Raw genomic sequence first — 14235 nt, 5'->3', positions numbered from 1 at the left:
GCTCTGCTCGATCGCTTCTGCTGCGTGGCGGAGCTTGCCGGGGAGTAGGGGGATGGTCGCCATGGTGTCCTCTGCTGACCCGAGTGGCTGGTGTTTCCGGCCTCAGGGTACGGCTGGCGGGCGTACCGGCGCGGGCGCTGATCGGATGGGTTCGGGGTCTGGTCGGGAGGTGATTGTTTGGATATATTCAGCCGAGCTGAATCTGAATGAATCCATCCGCAGGGAGGCCAGGACATGGTGCAGCAGGCGAGCGGTCCGCGTGAGGTCAGGGCGGCGCGGGGGACGGGGCTGACGGCGCAGGGGTGGCAGCAGGAGGCGGCCCTGCGGATGCTGATGAACAACCTCGACCCGGAGGTCGCCGAGCACCCGTCGAAGCTGGTCGTGTACGGCGGGACGGGCAAGGCGGCGCGGGACTGGCGTTCGTTCGACGCCATGGTGAGGACGCTGGAGGGGCTGAAGCAGGACGAGACCATGCTGGTCCAGTCCGGGCGGCCGGTCGGCGTCATGCAGACCCACGAGTGGGCGCCGCGGGTGCTGATCGCCAACTCCAACCTGGTCGGCGACTGGGCCAACTGGGAGGAGTTCCGCCGGCTGGAGAGCCTCGGGCTCACCATGTACGGGCAGATGACCGCCGGCTCGTGGATCTACATCGGCACCCAGGGCATCCTGCAAGGCACCTACGAGACCTTCTCGGCCGTCGCCAACAAGCGGTTCAACGGGACGCTGGAAGGCACCATCACCCTCACCGCCGGCCTCGGCGGGATGGGCGGCGCCCAGCCGCTGGCCGTCACCATGAACGGCGGCGTGGCGATCTGCATCGACTGCGACCCGTCCCGGATCGCCCGCCGGATCGAGCACCGCTACCTGGACGTCGAGGCCAAGGACCTCGGGCACGCGCTGGAGCTGGCCACCGCCGCCCGCGACAAGCGGCAGCCGCTGTCCATCGGCGTGCTGGGCAACGCCGCCGAGCTGGTCCCGCAGCTGCTCGCGATGGACGCGCCCATCGACATCGTCACCGACCAGACCAGCGCCCACGACCCGCTCGCCTACCTGCCGGTGGGCGTCGCCTTCGACGACATGGCGGATTACGCGGCGGCCAAGCCCGCCGAGTTCACCCAGCGGGCCCGCGAGTCGATGGCCCGGCACGTCGAGGCGATGGTCGGCTTCCAGGACGCGGGCGCCGAGGTCTTCGACTACGGCAACTCGATCCGCGGCGAGGCCCAACTGGCCGGTTACGACCGTGCGTTCGCCTTCCCCGGATTCGTCCCCGCGTACATCCGGCCGCTGTTCTGCGAGGGCAAGGGCCCGTTCCGCTGGGCGGCGCTGTCCGGCGACCCGCAGGACATCCACAAGACCGACAAGGCCGTCCTCGACCTCTTCCCGGAGAACGAGTCGCTGCACCGCTGGATCAAGATGGCCCAGGAGAAGGTGCACTTCCAGGGCCTGCCCGCGCGGATCTGCTGGCTCGGCTACGGCGAGCGCGACAAGGCCGGCGAGCGCTTCAACGACATGGTCGCCTCCGGCGAGCTGTCCGCGCCGATCGTGATCGGCCGCGACCACCTCGACTGCGGCTCGGTCGCCTCCCCGTACCGGGAGACCGAGGCGATGCTGGACGGCTCGGACGCGATCGCCGACTGGCCGCTGCTCAACGCCATGGTCAACGTGGCCTCCGGCGCGTCCTGGGTCTCCATCCACCACGGCGGCGGCGTCGGCATCGGCCGCTCGATCCACGCCGGCCAGGTCACCGTCGCCGACGGCACCGCGCTGGCCGGCGAGAAGATCCGCCGGGTGCTCACCAACGACCCGGGCATGGGCGTGATCCGGCACGTGGACGCCGGCTACGACCGGGCCACCGAGGTCGCCGCCGAGCGCGGGGTCCGCGTCCCGATGGGTGAGCTGTGACGTCCTCGTTCGAAGAGATGTGGGCGGAGCTGCTCCCCGTGGGCCGCTCCGCCGCCTCCGGCGGCTACCGCCGCTTCGCCTGGAACTCCGCCGACGCCGAGTGCCGGGTCTGGTTCGAGCAGCAGGCCCGTGACCGCGGCCTCGCCTACGAGCTGGACCGCAACGGCAACCAGTGGGCCTGGCTGGGCGATCCGAACGCGGGCGGGGCGGTCGTCACCGGCTCGCACCTGGACTCCGTCCCGGACGGCGGCGCCTTCGACGGCCCGCTCGGCGTGGTCTCCTCCTTCGCGGCCCTGGACGAACTCCGCGCACGCGGGGCCGAGTTCACCCGTCCGCTGGCGATCACCAACTTCGGCGACGAGGAGGGTGCCCGGTTCGGCGTGGCCTGCATCGGCTCCCGCCTGTCCGCCGGCGTGCTCTCCCGCGAGGCCGCGTACGAGCTGCGCGACGCCGACGGCGTCCGGCTGCCCGACGCGATGGAGCGGGCCGGCTACGACCCGGGCGCGATCGGCGCGGACGACGACCGGCTGGCCCGGATCGGCGCCTTCGTCGAACTCCACGTCGAGCAGGGCCGCCTCCTCGCCGAGGACCGGCCGGTCGGCGTGGCCAGCGCGATCTGGCCGCACGGCCGCTGGCGGTTCGACTTCCACGGCGAGGCCAACCACGCCGGCACCACCCGGATCGAGGACCGCCGCGACCCGATGCTGACGTACGCCAACACCGTGCTCGCGGCCCGCAAGAAGGCCCGGCAGGCGGGCGCGCTGGCCACCTTCGGCAAGGTCGCGGTCGAGCCCAACGGCACCAACGCGATCGCCTCGCTGGTACGCGGCTGGCTGGACTCCCGGGCCGCCGACGAGGCGACGCTCACCGCGCTGGTCGAGGAGATCGAGCAGGCCGCCGCCGAGCGCGGCGGGCGCGACGGCGTCCGGGTCGAGCTGACCCGCGAGTCCTACACCCCGGTGGTGGACTTCGACGGCCCGCTGCGCGACCGGCTCGCCAAGCTGCTGGACGCCCCGGTGCTGCCCACCGGCGCCGGACACGACGCCGGGATCCTGGCGTCGGCCGTCCCGACCGCCATGCTGTTCGTGCGCAACCCCAGCGGGGTGTCGCACTCCCCGGCCGAGCACGCCGAGGAGGCCGACTGCCTGGCCGGGGTCGCCGCCCTCGCCGACGTACTGGAGGACCTGGCGTGTCGCTGAGCCCATTGACCTCGGGGACCGAGCCGGTGGCGTACTGGGCGCAGCACGCCTGGCTGCCGTACGACAACGGGCCGGTGGTCGAGCCGGACGTGCTGATCACCGTCGGCCCCGGCGGCCGGATCACCGCGGTGACCCCGGACAGCGGGCCCTGCCCGCCCGGGGCCGTCCGCCTCGACGGGCTGCTGCTGCCCGGCCAGGCCAACGCCCACTCGCACGCCTTCCACCGGGCGCTGCGCGGCCACGTCCAGGTCGGCTCCGGCACCTTCTGGACCTGGCGCGACACCATGTACCGGTTCGCCGGGGCGCTCGACCCGGACCGCTACCTGGCGCTCGCCACCGCCGTCTACGCCGAGATGGCGCTGGCCGGGGTCACCGCCGTCGGCGAGTTCCACTACCTGCACCACGCCCCCGGCGGCGCCCGCTACGACGACCCCAACGCGATGGGCGAGGCGCTGATCGAGGCCGCCGCCCGGGCCGGCATCCGGATCACCCTGCTCGACACCTGCTACCTGTCCGCCGGCTTCGGCGCCGAGCCGACCAGGCCGCAGCAGCGGTTCAGCGACGGCGACGCCGAGGCCTGGGCGGTGCGGGCGGACGCGCTCAAGCCCCGCGAGCACGCCCGGATCGGCGCCGCCGTCCACTCGGTGCGGGCCGTCCCGGCCGAGCAACTGGGCACCGTCGCGCAGTGGGCGGCGGTGCGCGAGGCGCCGCTGCACGTCCACCTGTCCGAACAGACCGCCGAGAACGACGCCTGCCTCGCCGCGCACGGCGTCACCCCGACCCGGCTGCTCGCCGACCACGGCGTGCTCGGCCCGCGCACCTCGGCCGTGCACGCCACCCACCTCACCGACGAGGACGTCCGGCTCCTCACCGACACCTCCACCACCATCTGCATGTGCCCCACCACCGAGCGGGACCTCGCGGACGGCATCGGCCCGGCCCGCCGGCTCGCCTCGGCGGGCTGCCCGGTCACCCTGGGCAGCGACAGCCACGCCGTCATCGACCCGTTCGAGGAGGCCCGCGCCCTGGAGCTGAACGAGCGGCTGCGCACCCGCACCCGCGGGCACTGGACGGCCAACCTCCTGCTGCGGGCCGGCACCGAGGACGGGCACGCCTCGCTCGGCTGGCCGGAGGCGGGGCGGGTCGAGGCCGGTGCGCTCGCCGACTTCACCGTCATCGCCCTGGACTCGGTGCGCACCGCGGGCCCGCCGCCCCGGCTCGGCGCCGAGACCGCCGTCTTCGCGGCCTCGGCGGCCGACGTGCGGCACGTCGTGGTCGGCGGCCGGCAGATCGTCCGGGACGGCGTGCACCAGCTCGTCGCGGACGTGCCGGGCGCGCTGCGGGACTCGATCGGCGCCCTGGACCACTGAGTCGTTTCTCCAACTTCCCCCGGAAGGCTTCGTCTTGAGCAGCAGGACCACCTTGATCACGGGCATCGGCAGCCTGGTCACCAACGACCCCGGGCACGGCACCGGGCCGCTCGGCCTGCTCACCGACGCGGCCGTGGTGCTGGACGGCGGCACCGTCGCCTGGGTCGGCCCGGCGGCGCAGGCCCCGGCAGCGGACGAGCGCTTCGACGCCGAGGGGCGGGCGCTGCTGCCCGGCTTCGTCGACTCGCACGCCCACCTGGTGTTCGCGGGCGACCGGACCGCCGAGTTCAACGCCCGGATGTCCGGGCAGTCCTACTCGGCGGGCGGCATCCGCACCACGGTGGCGGCCACCCGGGCCGCGAGCGACGCCGAACTCGACGCCAACCTGGCCCGGTTCGTCCGGGAGGCGCTGCGGCAGGGCACCACCACGATCGAGTGCAAGTCCGGCTACGGGCTGACGGTCGAGGACGAGGCGCGGGCGCTGCGGATCGCCGCGCGGCACACGCCGGAGACCACCTACCTGGGTGCGCACGTGGTGGCCCCCGAGTACGCCGAGGACCCGGCCGGGTACGTCGACCTGGTCACCGGCGAGATGCTGGAGGCCTGCGCCCCGCACGCCCGCTGGGTGGACGTGTTCTGCGAGCAGGGTGCCTTCGACGGCGACCAGGCGCGGGCTGTTCTGACGGCGGGGATCGAGAAGGGCCTCACGCCGCGAGTGCACGCCAACCAGCTCACGTACGGGCCCGGCGTGCAGCTCGCGGTGGAGCTGGGGGCCGCTTCGGCGGACCACTGCACCCACCTGACGGACGAGGACGTGGCGGCGCTGGCGGGGTCGGCGACGGTCGCGACGCTGCTGCCGGGTGCGGAGTTCTCCACCCGCGCCGAGTACCCGAGCGGGCGGCGGCTGCTCGACGCGGGGGCCGTGGTGGCACTCTCCACCGACTGCAACCCGGGCTCCAGCTTCACCAGTTCGATGGCGTTCTGCATCGCGGTCGCGGTCCGGGAGATGGGCATGACCCCGGACGAGGCGGTGTGGGCGGCCACGGCCGGCGGCGCCCACGCGCTGCGTCGCGGCGACGTCGGGACGGTCGCGGTCGGCTCCCGGGCGGACCTGCTGCTGCTGGACGCGCCCTCGCACGTCCACCTGGCCTACCGCCCGGGCGTGCCACTGACGGCGGCGGTCTGGCGCGCGGGCGTCCGGGAGGTCTGAGTCCGGATCACTTCACGTCGCCCCGTCGAGCCGCGGCTCGACGGGGCGACGTGAAGTGATCCGGCAGCCGGAACGGCCAGCATGCCGCGATGCCGATTTATCCCAAGGTCGTCAGGGCTGACGGTAGGCGCGGACAAGCAGGGTGTCTGCAGCGCGTGCACTCGGTACGGTGGGAGAGAGCCGGTCGACACTGATCTTCGTGAACCCCGCCTCGTCCAACAGCTTCGTCCAGACGGTCTCCTGGAGAACCCAGCGGCGCATGGTTGCCGGGGCGCCGTCCATGGTGCGGGCCGGAACGTCGGCGTGCTGGACGTCCGGTTCAGCGGGGGCACCACCGAGGTAGTGGCCCAGAGTGGAGGCGGCCAGCAGTCCGCCGGGTCGAAGGGCGCGGGCAGCGGCCGGAAGCAGTCGGCGGGGGTCGGCGAAGTCGAGGCTGCCGAACACGGAGTAGAGCACGTCGTACTCGTCTGGATGCTCCTCCAGGTGCGCGGTCGCGTCGGCGCGTACCGTGCGCAGGTGCGGTGCGAGGTGGCCGTAGAGGTCGCAGGCCATCGCGTGCTGCGCGGGGGAGGCATCGACGGCATCGACCCGAGCAGGAGCGTAGTGGGTGACGAGGTGGGCGGCATGACGGGCGGCGCCCGCGCCGAGGTCGGCCACGACGAGGCCGGTGAAGTCCCCCAGCACCTCGACTCCTGGCCCGCCGTCCTGGGCCCAGACCCAGTGGAAGGCGCCGGGGACGGTCCGCTCCGTGTCGGCGCGGGCGCGGCCGTAGTGGTGCCAGAGGTCCGGCGCGACAGCTTGGGTACGAGAGGGGGTGGTCGTCACCCGGGTCATCCTCGCGCCCGGTGTGCGCCGGCGCAGGGGTTCGGGTGAACTCCACCCTTCCGGGTCGCGGTGGCCCCGGACTGAGCCTGGGGCCACCGCAACTATCCCGTCAGTGCGAGTCGTTGCCGGGGTGGCAGGGGCTGCACTTGGCGGCATCCGCCCACAGCGGCAGGTCCACGTCCCAACCGTCCGCTGCGATGAGCTGGGCGGTGCGCAGCACGGTGCCGTCGTCCTTGTACTCGACGGCCGGCACGTGGTGCAGGAAGTGGCTGTCGTTGTGCTTTCGGCACAGCTCGGCGTAGGCGACGGTGTCCAGGATGATCGTGTGGACGCCGATGTCCACCAGCGAGCTGGGGCCGAGGCCCAGGTGTTCGCTGCGGTGGGCCATCGCGGTCAGCAGGTAGGCGTAGCCCTGGCCGAGGACGCGGGCGGCCATGATGGTGTCGTAGGGGTAGTCGCGCATCAGGAGGCCGATCTGCTTGTCCCACAGGGCGGCGGGGATGTGGTCGCGCACGTTCCGAAGCGGGCCGACGATCAGGTCGGCGGGTGCAACTGCGGTTGCCATGGTTCCTCCGACTGCTGGTGGGGCACCTGGTGGCGCCGGGCGCCGCCCGGCGGTTCTGTGAAATCTACGGACCAAGTTCCTTGGAGCTCAAGGAAGTTGCGGAGAATTGCGGATGCCTCACCCCAGCGAGTCGATCGCGGCGGTGATCAGTGCGCGAGCGGCGCTGCCGTGAACGGCCAGGGCGGCGAAACGCGTGAACGCCTGCGCGTAGAGGGTGAGGTCGCTGGGCGCGGTCACGGTGACCTGGGCCGACAGCAGCTCCACCCCGGCCTGGCGGTCGTCGAACAGGTTGAAGGTCTCCGTGGGCCACATGGTGCGGGAAGCCGTGAACGGGATGACGCCGAGCGAGACCGAAGGCATCGACATGACCCTGAGCAGCTGGCCGAGTTGTCCGGCCATCACCGTGTCGTCGCCGATTCGGTAGCGCAGCACGGACTCCTCGATGACTGCGACGAAGCGGCGCCCGCCCTCGAAGACGACGCTGGAACGGGCGAGCCGGGCCTCGACCGCGTTCGCCACGTCGTCCGGGGTCTGGCGGACGTCGGCCACCGTGCGCAGCAGGGCGCCGGCGTACTCCCGGGTCTGCAGGGCACCGGGAACAACACGGGAGGAGTAGGCGCGGAAAAGGCGGGTGCGGGTGTAGAGGGGCACCCGGGCTTCCTGGGCGTGGCGCAGGCCGGTCCGGGTGATGCGTCGCCACTCGACGTACAGGGAGTCCGCCGCCCGGTTGGAGGCGATCAGATCGGGTGCCTGGTCGTCGGCGCCGCAGGCTTGGCACCATGCGCGAATGTCCGAGTCGGACGGGGCAGCCTTGGCGTTGAGGATGCGGGAGGTCTTGGCGGGGTGCCAGCCGCAGAGGGCGGACAGCTCCCCGCCCTTCAGACCGGCGTTCCGCATCAGCTCGCCGAGGCGGGTGGCGAGGGCGGCGCGGGCTGCCTGAACGCTGGAGGACGGGGAGCTCGGCATCGTCGCTGGGGCGCTCGAAACCGGCGGCGGTCAGACGCTGAACTGCTCGTGAGGCACCGCCCGTTGCCAGACTGCTTCGAACGCGGTGGCGCACAGGAGGGCCACCGCCTGATCGTCACTGAAGGACGGCCCAGCGCTCTCCCCGTTGCCGGTGAAGTGGTTGAACCGCACCAACTCGCCGTCGAACAGCCAGAAGTCGCAGCCTGGCAGGGCAAGGTCTGCTGCCTTCCGTCGCGGCAGCCAGCGGATCTGCTCGCCTGCGGCGATGTTGGTGAACGTTCCGGAGTGCTCGAACCGGATGTACTCCGAGACCGGCTCGGACACGATCCGGGCACGGCGAACCTCGACACCCCGGCTCACGGTCTCCTCGATCAGCGTCAGCCACGGACGCCACCAGGACGCACGGTCGGCCGGGTCGTACCGGAAGCCGTCCCGCCAAGCGGAGATCGCCTCCGCCTCCTTCACCACGCTGTAGGAGTCGCGCATCTCCAGGTGAACCGCGCTGGAGCGCACAGCAGCCAACTGCTCAGCGAATGTCGGTACCTTCGGCGGCATCGCACGCCTTCCTCAAGATCGGCACCATGCGGGCCGGCAGCCGGACCACATCCTCCGAATCGGGGATGCTCCCGGTCTCCCGGCACGTGGCGCGCAGCTTCTCGGTGGCCTTCCAGCCCTGTACGACGATCTCGTCAGCTTCGTCGTCGTACCAGACGGTCGGGCACTCGTCATCGCCCGTGTTGGGGTCGATCCCAATGAACCGCAGTGCCATGGCAACTTCCCCTTGCAACTCGGTTGCGTGGATTTGCATGACACTCCCCGACTCGGCAGCCATCGTCAAGAGCATGACGCACGGGCGTAGTTGGTGCCAAGTTCTGCCGACTTGGCCGCATCCTCTCTACCGGTGGCCTCTTGCGGGGAGCAAGAGGCCGCCGGAACGATTCGTTCAGGGGGCGGTGGTGAGGTGGTCGAACTCGCCGGCCTTGGCGCCCCGGAGGAAGTCGGCGAGCTTGAGGCGGGTGGTGCGGACGATGACGTCGCCCTCATCGGACTCCCGGAGTTCGACCAGCCCGTCAAGCGCACGTATCTCGACGCAGTTGTTGGCCGCTTCACTGAAGCTGGACTTCTGCCACTCGGTGCTATTCATACTTGCCGTTCATTTCCTTCGTGATCGAGCGAATAAGATCTCGCGACTCTCGTTCCGGGAGCGCGACAGCTTCGATGCGCTCAAAGATTGCGCGGTAGCCCGCCAGTTGGGCGGGCGAGTCGAAGATGTGGGACCCGTGCGACGAGTCAGCCTGGACCGTGTCCAGCTCGGGCACTGGTCCCTCCGCATAGATCAGATTCTCACTGGGGCCGGGGAAGTCGGCCGTAGCAAAGGGCACGACTCGCAGTGAGACGCCGGGAAGATGGGAGTCGCTGACGAGTGCATCGAGCTGGTCTCTGAGCACCACAGGCCCGCCGTACTGGATGCGCAACGCCGCCTCGTGGATGAGCGCCATGTAAGGCGTTTCGCCGGACCGGATGATCTGTTGTCTCCGTAGGCGGAAGTTCACTCTGCGGCCGATCTCGCGATCCGGGAGAGGGGTGAAACCGCTCGCGAACACCGCAGTCGCATACGAGTTCGTCTGAAGTAGTCCCGGGATGATGCCAATGGTGAAGCTCTTGAGTCTCTTCGCGTGACCTTCGATTTCTGCCACATCGATCGGGGCGGCCGCGAGTGCCGCTCGATACTCGTCCCACCAGGCCGAGTCTCGCTCCCTGGCCATGTCGGCAAGCGCTTCGACCAAGGGCGCATTGGCGCACATGCAGGCCTCTGCGATCTCGTGCAGACGCGCCACGGTGACGGCTGATTTCCCGATCTCCATCTGACTCACCAGGGCGGGAGTCACGCCGAGTAGACGGGCGAGGTGGCTGCCGCCGAAGCCGACTTGCTCTCTCATCCTTCGCAGTTCGGCGCCGAGTCGTCGCTGACGGAGGGTGGGGACTCGAAGGGGCATGGCGTCCTCTCTGCCGGTGCAGAGGCCAGTGTGCCGCGCCGGGCGCCTGCGGATCCATCCGGACTTCTTCCCTCGTGAGGAGGAACCTTCTCCCGTTTGGCTTTAATTAAAGAGCGGATGCGCTACTGTCGTTTCTGGCTTGATCCGACGGATCGTCAGTAGTGCCTGCATGCAGGGCAGTAGGCGCCTGCTGCCCGCACGCCGAAGAGCAGCCGCCGCCCCGGCCTGGCTCACGGCGATGACCGTCACCACCTCTCCCCACACCACAGCCTCACGGAGGTTCCCGTGTGCACCCGTAACACCCCCTCGCTCACCCTCTCCCGGCAGGCCCTGCGGGACGCCATGACCCGCAGCGGCTGGGACGCCGACGCCATCTTCAACGCCGAACTCGCCCTCTGCGAGCTCATCGTCAACGCCTGGCGGCACGGCGACACCCCCGCGCCCGTCGTCTGGTTCTCCGTCCTCGGCCGCACCCTCCGGGTCACCGTCTCCGACGAGAGCGACGCCCTCCCCCGGCAGCGAACCCCCGCCGATTTCGCCGAGTCCGGCCGGGGCCTCCAGCTCGTCGCCGGGCTCACCCGCCGTTGGGGCGTCGACCCGCAGAAGCGTGGCAAAACCATCTGGTACGAGCTGGAGCTGGACTCCCTCGCGTGACCCGCGACCCCGTCGTTCCGGAGGACTCCCGGATGCGCGACTACACCAAGCCCCACATCATGGACCTCCTGGGCGAGTTGCACAGGCGCGGCCTGCCGCACGGGCTCCTCTGGGGATCCGCCTCGCCCGGCGAAACGACCCTCGACGGCCGCATCCTGATCGACTTCGGGAATGCACCGGTCAGCACTCTGCTCAACCTCCTCCACCTGCTCCGCGACCTGGACGATGACGACGAGGGGTGGCGCCAGTGAAGCTCTTCATCGTCGCGGTCCTCCTCGCCCTCCTCGCCCTCGCGATCGCCACCGTAGCCCTCGGCGTCCTCGCGACCCTCAAGATGCCCCGCCCCGAGGAGCGCGACGAGCAGCGCTGAAACACGCGAAGGCCCTCGCCCACCCAGGGCGAGGGTCGCGCGGTTGCCCGCTCTGCGTCAGTCCGCCTTAAGCTCCTTCGCCACCTGCTCCGCCAACACGCGGGCGCCCTCAAGGCGCGGGTCCTCGGGATGCGCGTACGGCCCGAGGATCTTCGCCGCGACGAACAAGGTCATCAGCTTGCCGTCCCGGCTCGCGAAGTCGCCGCTCCGCTCGACGCGGACGCGATCGGCCAGCGCCGGTACGGCAAGCGACGCCGCCCACAGGGTGGCAGCGTCCAGACCACGTGGGGCCATGCCCCAGTCCTCCCAGTCGAAGACGCAGAACTCGGGCGCTGTCACGTTCGCCCAGTTCAGGTCCGCGTGCGCCGGACACCACCGGGCTCACCGTGGCATCGACGTCCGGGAACACCTGACGGATCGTCTGAGCCACCAGCTCCTGGGTGATGGTCTCCGTGTCCGGCGTGGCGATCCGATTCGTCCGCTGGCCGGCGAGCGCATCGAGAGAGGCGTTCAACTCCGACCACCATCCGGGCGGCAGCCGGGGCTCCTCGGCCACGACTGCGGACCCCGCTGGGGTGGATGGCAGCAGTTCGGTCTCGTCGGCCCGCCACATCACCGGCTCGGCCTCGTCCCGCCAGGCGAGGCCGGCCAGCCACGCGGGCTTCGCGATACCGTGCAGGGCCTCGGCGGAGGGGGTGCCGTCCCCGCCCTGGGCGCCGATCCGGTCGAGCCCCCGCCGCTCGATGCGTACCCACGTGCCACGCGCCGTGCCTGCTCCCACGGATCGGCGTTTGCGGACCACCGCAGCCCTGTCGAGCCGCGTCCCCAAGGCCGTCTCGACACGTCCCAGCACCTCGTCCACCGGTACCCGGCGCAGATCCGTCATCGGGCAACGGTAGCGATGCCCGGCGGGGTCGGAGCCGCTCCCCAAGGCCCGGTCCACAGGCAGATCGGCTTTCCTGCGCGGTCAGGCGGTCTCTATGCGGCGGGGACCAGGCTGCGGCGTCGGGTCGTACGGGCGCCGCTCAGCCCACGCCCAACGACCGCCGCAAGAACTCCAGTTCGTGCCGGAGCAGGTGCTCCACCACGGCCTCGTCGGTCGGCCGGTGGCCGGTGGCGCGCAGCGGCAGGACCTCGTGCGGGCGGCCGGCGGCGAGCAGCGCACTGGACAGCCGCAGGGCGTGGGCGGGGTGCACGTTGTCGTCCACGAGGCCCTGGATCAGAAGCAGCGGGCGGCTCAGCTTCGGCGCCTCGGCGATCAGTGAGCCGCTGTCGTAGTGCTCGGGGTGCTCGTCGGGGTGGCCGAGGAAGCGCTCCTGCCAGTGGGTGTCGTAGAGCCGCCAGTCGGTGGGGGCCGCTCCGGCCGACGCGGCGTGGAAGACGTCCGGGCGCCGCAACACGGCGAGCGCGGCGAGGTAGCCGCCGTAGGACCAGCCGCGGATGCCGACCCGGTCGAGGTCGAGCACTCCCGGCCGCAGCCGGGCCGTCTCCCACAGGCCCTCGATCTGGTCCTCCAGGGCGGGCCCGGCCTTGTCGCCGTAGACCGTCTTCTCCCAGTGCGGCCCGCGCCCCGGAGTGCCGCGGCCGTCCACCACCAGCACCGCGAAGCCCTGGTCGGCGAACCACTGGGACACCTGCTCGTGCCAGGCGCCGCCGGTGGTGGCCTTCTGCATCGCGGGCCCGCCGTACGGGTCGAGCAGGACGGGCAGCGGGGTGCCGCCGGGATGGTGGCCGGTCGGCAGGAAGAGGTTGGCGCGCAGTTCGCGCGGGCCGAGGCGGAGCAGCTCGGGGCGGGCGGTGACGACGGGCGCTTCGGTGTACGAGGTGAGCGGCAGCGGCGGGCGGCCCTCCCGCAGAACGGTGGCGCGGCCGTCGGTGGTGAGGACCAGCGTGCCGCCGCGCTCGACGCCGCCGTGTACGCCGGGCCCGCTGCTCAGCCTTTGTACGCCGGAGCCCGGTTCGTACGTCCACAGGTGGGTCTCGGTGGGTTCGTCGGAGGCGGTGAACAGCACCCGCTCGCCCTCCACCCCGACGACGGCCCGCAACTGCATCGCCTCCGGGGTGACCGGTTCGCCGTCCACGGTCAGGTGCCGGGTGTCGCCGAGGTCGGCGGTGTCGACCAGCGCCCCGCCCGCCGCCCGCCGTCCGCACCGGCAGTCCCGGGAGCAGTTCGACCCACCGCGGGTCGGTCCGCTCGGCGAGCACCCGGGTGTCCCCGTCCGCCCCGATCGCCAACGTACGGACGGTGCGCTGGTCGCGGCTCTGCACGGCGGCGTACGGGCCGTGGCCGTCCCAGCCGGCGGCGGTGAGGTACTCGAAGGCGGCGCGGTCCCAGCGGACCTCCGTGCGGGTGCGGCGGCCGTCCAGCCCGAGCAGCCAGAGCGTGACGTCGGCGTTGGCGGTGCCGGCCAGCGGGTAGCGGATGGCGCGCGGGGGGTGCTGCGGGTCGGTGGGGTCGGCCAGGAAGAGCCGGGTAAGCGCACCGGCATCGACCCGGGCGACCAGCAGGGCGGTGCCGTCGGGGGACCACCAGTGGCCGCGGGTGCGGTGCATCTCCTCGGAGGCGACGTGCTCGGCGAGGCCGTAGCCGACGTCCTCGGACTCCGGCTCGGCCAGCGCCCGGTCGCCCGTACCGTCCGCACCGGCCACCCGCAGGACGCCGCCGCTGACGTAGGCGATCCGGCGGCCGGTCGGGTCGAGGCGGGGATCCACCGGCTGCTCGGCGGAGGCGAGCGGGCGGAGCGAACCCGAGGCGGTGTCGGCCAGCCACAGCGTGCCGTCCAGCGCGAAGGCGGCGAGCCGACCGGTGGCGTCGGTGCTGTACGCGGCGATGCCGCCGGAGGCGCCCAGCGCGGCCGGGTCGGCGACCAGCCGTTCCCGGCCGGTGGCGGTGTCGAGCGCCCAGAGGCAGGCGAGCGGGTCGGTGCCGCCGCGGCTGCGCAGGAACAGGACGGCGGCGCCGTCGGCGGTGATGCCCGGGTGGGCGGGGGCGCCCAGGGTGAAGCACCGGGTGCGGGCGAGCTGGCGCGGTAACGGGTCGGTCGTCATGCCGGGCACCATAGGCACGGCCGGCGCGGCGCTGTCGAGGGGAAAAACGGCCGGGGGGGGGGGGGGGGGTGGGGAGGGGGGGGGGGAGGGGGGGGGGGGGGGGGGGGGGGGGGGGGGGGGGGTGCACGG

Annotated in this window: 15 protein-coding genes and 2 pseudogenes; 7 read left to right on the top strand and 10 right to left on the bottom strand. The window is 72.0% G+C overall.

The features are described from left to right. The first annotated feature begins 234 nt into the window (after nucleotides 1–234). From hutU to hutI, 4 genes are read left to right on the top strand one after another with little or no spacing between them, the layout of a single operon-like run. Nucleotides 235–1902 carry a urocanate hydratase gene (gene hutU, locus AC07BF_RS24590; RefSeq protein WP_363588055.1) on the top strand — a complete coding sequence of 556 codons (1668 nt, stop codon included), beginning with the start codon at nucleotides 235–237 and terminating at the stop codon, nucleotides 1900–1902. A gap of 17 nt (nucleotides 1903–1919) precedes the next feature. Continuing rightward, nucleotides 1920–3101, top strand: a complete 1182-nt coding sequence (locus AC07BF_RS24585; protein ID WP_478333938.1) for an allantoate amidohydrolase — start codon at nucleotides 1920–1922, stop codon at nucleotides 3099–3101. After that, entirely contained in the window at nucleotides 3092–4471 is a 1380-nt protein-coding gene (locus AC07BF_RS24580; RefSeq protein WP_363588053.1) for a formimidoylglutamate deiminase, read from the top strand. Before AC07BF_RS24585 ends, AC07BF_RS24580 begins: the two co-directional genes overlap by 10 nt. Before the next feature lie 34 nt (nucleotides 4472–4505). Continuing rightward, on the top strand, nucleotides 4506–5681 hold the full coding sequence (hutI, locus tag AC07BF_RS24575; protein WP_363588051.1) for an imidazolonepropionase: 1176 nt from the start codon (nucleotides 4506–4508) through the stop codon (nucleotides 5679–5681). Between the two features lie 111 nt (nucleotides 5682–5792). On the opposite strand, the gene AC07BF_RS24570 is transcribed toward hutI, so the two are convergent. The 7 genes from AC07BF_RS24570 to AC07BF_RS24540 all read right to left on the bottom strand — a co-directional run bounded on the left by AC07BF_RS24570 (nucleotide 5793) and on the right by AC07BF_RS24540 (nucleotide 10034). Next, on the bottom strand, nucleotides 5793–6515 hold the full coding sequence (locus AC07BF_RS24570; RefSeq protein WP_478333924.1) for a class I SAM-dependent methyltransferase: 723 nt from the start codon (nucleotides 6513–6515) through the stop codon (nucleotides 5793–5795). A gap of 100 nt (nucleotides 6516–6615) precedes the next feature. After that, nucleotides 6616–7071 (bottom strand): glycine-rich domain-containing protein, encoded by a 456-nt coding sequence (locus tag AC07BF_RS24565; protein WP_478333923.1) that lies wholly within the window; start codon nucleotides 7069–7071, stop codon nucleotides 6616–6618. A 117-nt stretch (nucleotides 7072–7188) separates the two neighbouring features. Continuing rightward, nucleotides 7189–8037 (bottom strand): helix-turn-helix domain-containing protein, encoded by an 849-nt coding sequence (locus tag AC07BF_RS24560; protein WP_478333922.1) that lies wholly within the window; start codon nucleotides 8035–8037, stop codon nucleotides 7189–7191. A 30-nt stretch (nucleotides 8038–8067) separates the two neighbouring features. Continuing rightward, the gene (locus AC07BF_RS24555) at nucleotides 8068–8592 is read right to left on the bottom strand and encodes a DUF6879 family protein (RefSeq protein WP_478333921.1); all 525 of its coding nucleotides are present in this window, start codon (nucleotides 8590–8592) and stop codon (nucleotides 8068–8070) included. Then, nucleotides 8564–8869 carry a hypothetical protein gene (locus AC07BF_RS24550; protein WP_478333920.1) on the bottom strand — a complete coding sequence of 102 codons (306 nt, stop codon included), beginning with the start codon at nucleotides 8867–8869 and terminating at the stop codon, nucleotides 8564–8566. Before AC07BF_RS24550 ends, AC07BF_RS24555 begins: the two co-directional genes overlap by 29 nt. A 111-nt stretch (nucleotides 8870–8980) precedes the next feature. Then, complete coding sequence (locus AC07BF_RS24545) at nucleotides 8981–9181, bottom strand: DUF397 domain-containing protein (protein WP_363624647.1); 201 nt, start codon at nucleotides 9179–9181, stop codon at nucleotides 8981–8983. After that, nucleotides 9174–10034 (bottom strand): helix-turn-helix domain-containing protein, encoded by an 861-nt coding sequence (locus tag AC07BF_RS24540; RefSeq protein ID WP_363624649.1) that lies wholly within the window; start codon nucleotides 10032–10034, stop codon nucleotides 9174–9176. The genes AC07BF_RS24545 and AC07BF_RS24540 overlap by 8 nt, the downstream gene beginning before the upstream one ends. A 285-nt stretch (nucleotides 10035–10319) precedes the next feature. Here AC07BF_RS24540 and AC07BF_RS24535 point away from each other — a divergent pair, with 285 nt between their 5' ends. From AC07BF_RS24535 to AC07BF_RS24525, 3 genes are read left to right on the top strand one after another with little or no spacing between them, the layout of a single operon-like run. After that, on the top strand, nucleotides 10320–10688 hold the full coding sequence (locus AC07BF_RS24535; RefSeq protein WP_350877349.1) for an ATP-binding protein: 369 nt from the start codon (nucleotides 10320–10322) through the stop codon (nucleotides 10686–10688). Next, nucleotides 10685–10939, top strand: a complete 255-nt coding sequence (locus tag AC07BF_RS24530; RefSeq protein WP_363588041.1) for a hypothetical protein — start codon at nucleotides 10685–10687, stop codon at nucleotides 10937–10939. The genes AC07BF_RS24535 and AC07BF_RS24530 overlap by 4 nt, the downstream gene beginning before the upstream one ends. Next, nucleotides 10936–11058: a hypothetical protein gene (locus AC07BF_RS24525; protein WP_363624651.1), complete on the top strand. Its 123-nt coding sequence runs from the start codon at nucleotides 10936–10938 to the stop codon at nucleotides 11056–11058. Before AC07BF_RS24530 ends, AC07BF_RS24525 begins: the two co-directional genes overlap by 4 nt. A gap of 57 nt (nucleotides 11059–11115) precedes the next feature. Here the strand turns inward: AC07BF_RS24525 and AC07BF_RS24520 are convergent. From AC07BF_RS24520 to AC07BF_RS24510, 3 genes and pseudogenes are all read right to left on the bottom strand, one after another. Then, nucleotides 11116–11944 (bottom strand): annotated as a pseudogene (locus AC07BF_RS24520) (phosphotransferase). Between the two features lie 139 nt (nucleotides 11945–12083). Then, nucleotides 12084–13139, bottom strand: a complete 1056-nt coding sequence (locus AC07BF_RS24515) for an alpha/beta hydrolase family protein (protein ID WP_478333919.1) — start codon at nucleotides 13137–13139, stop codon at nucleotides 12084–12086. Nucleotides 13140–13284: 145 nt separating this feature from the next. After that, a pseudogene (locus tag AC07BF_RS24510) lies at nucleotides 13285–14106 on the bottom strand (DPP IV N-terminal domain-containing protein); the annotation flags it as partial. Nucleotides 14107–14235 lie beyond the last annotated feature (129 nt).

Source organism: Kitasatospora sp. NPDC043950 (assembly GCF_056435345.1).
Note: the sequence above shows the minus strand (reverse complement) of the source record. Positions and strands in the feature narration are given on the sequence as shown.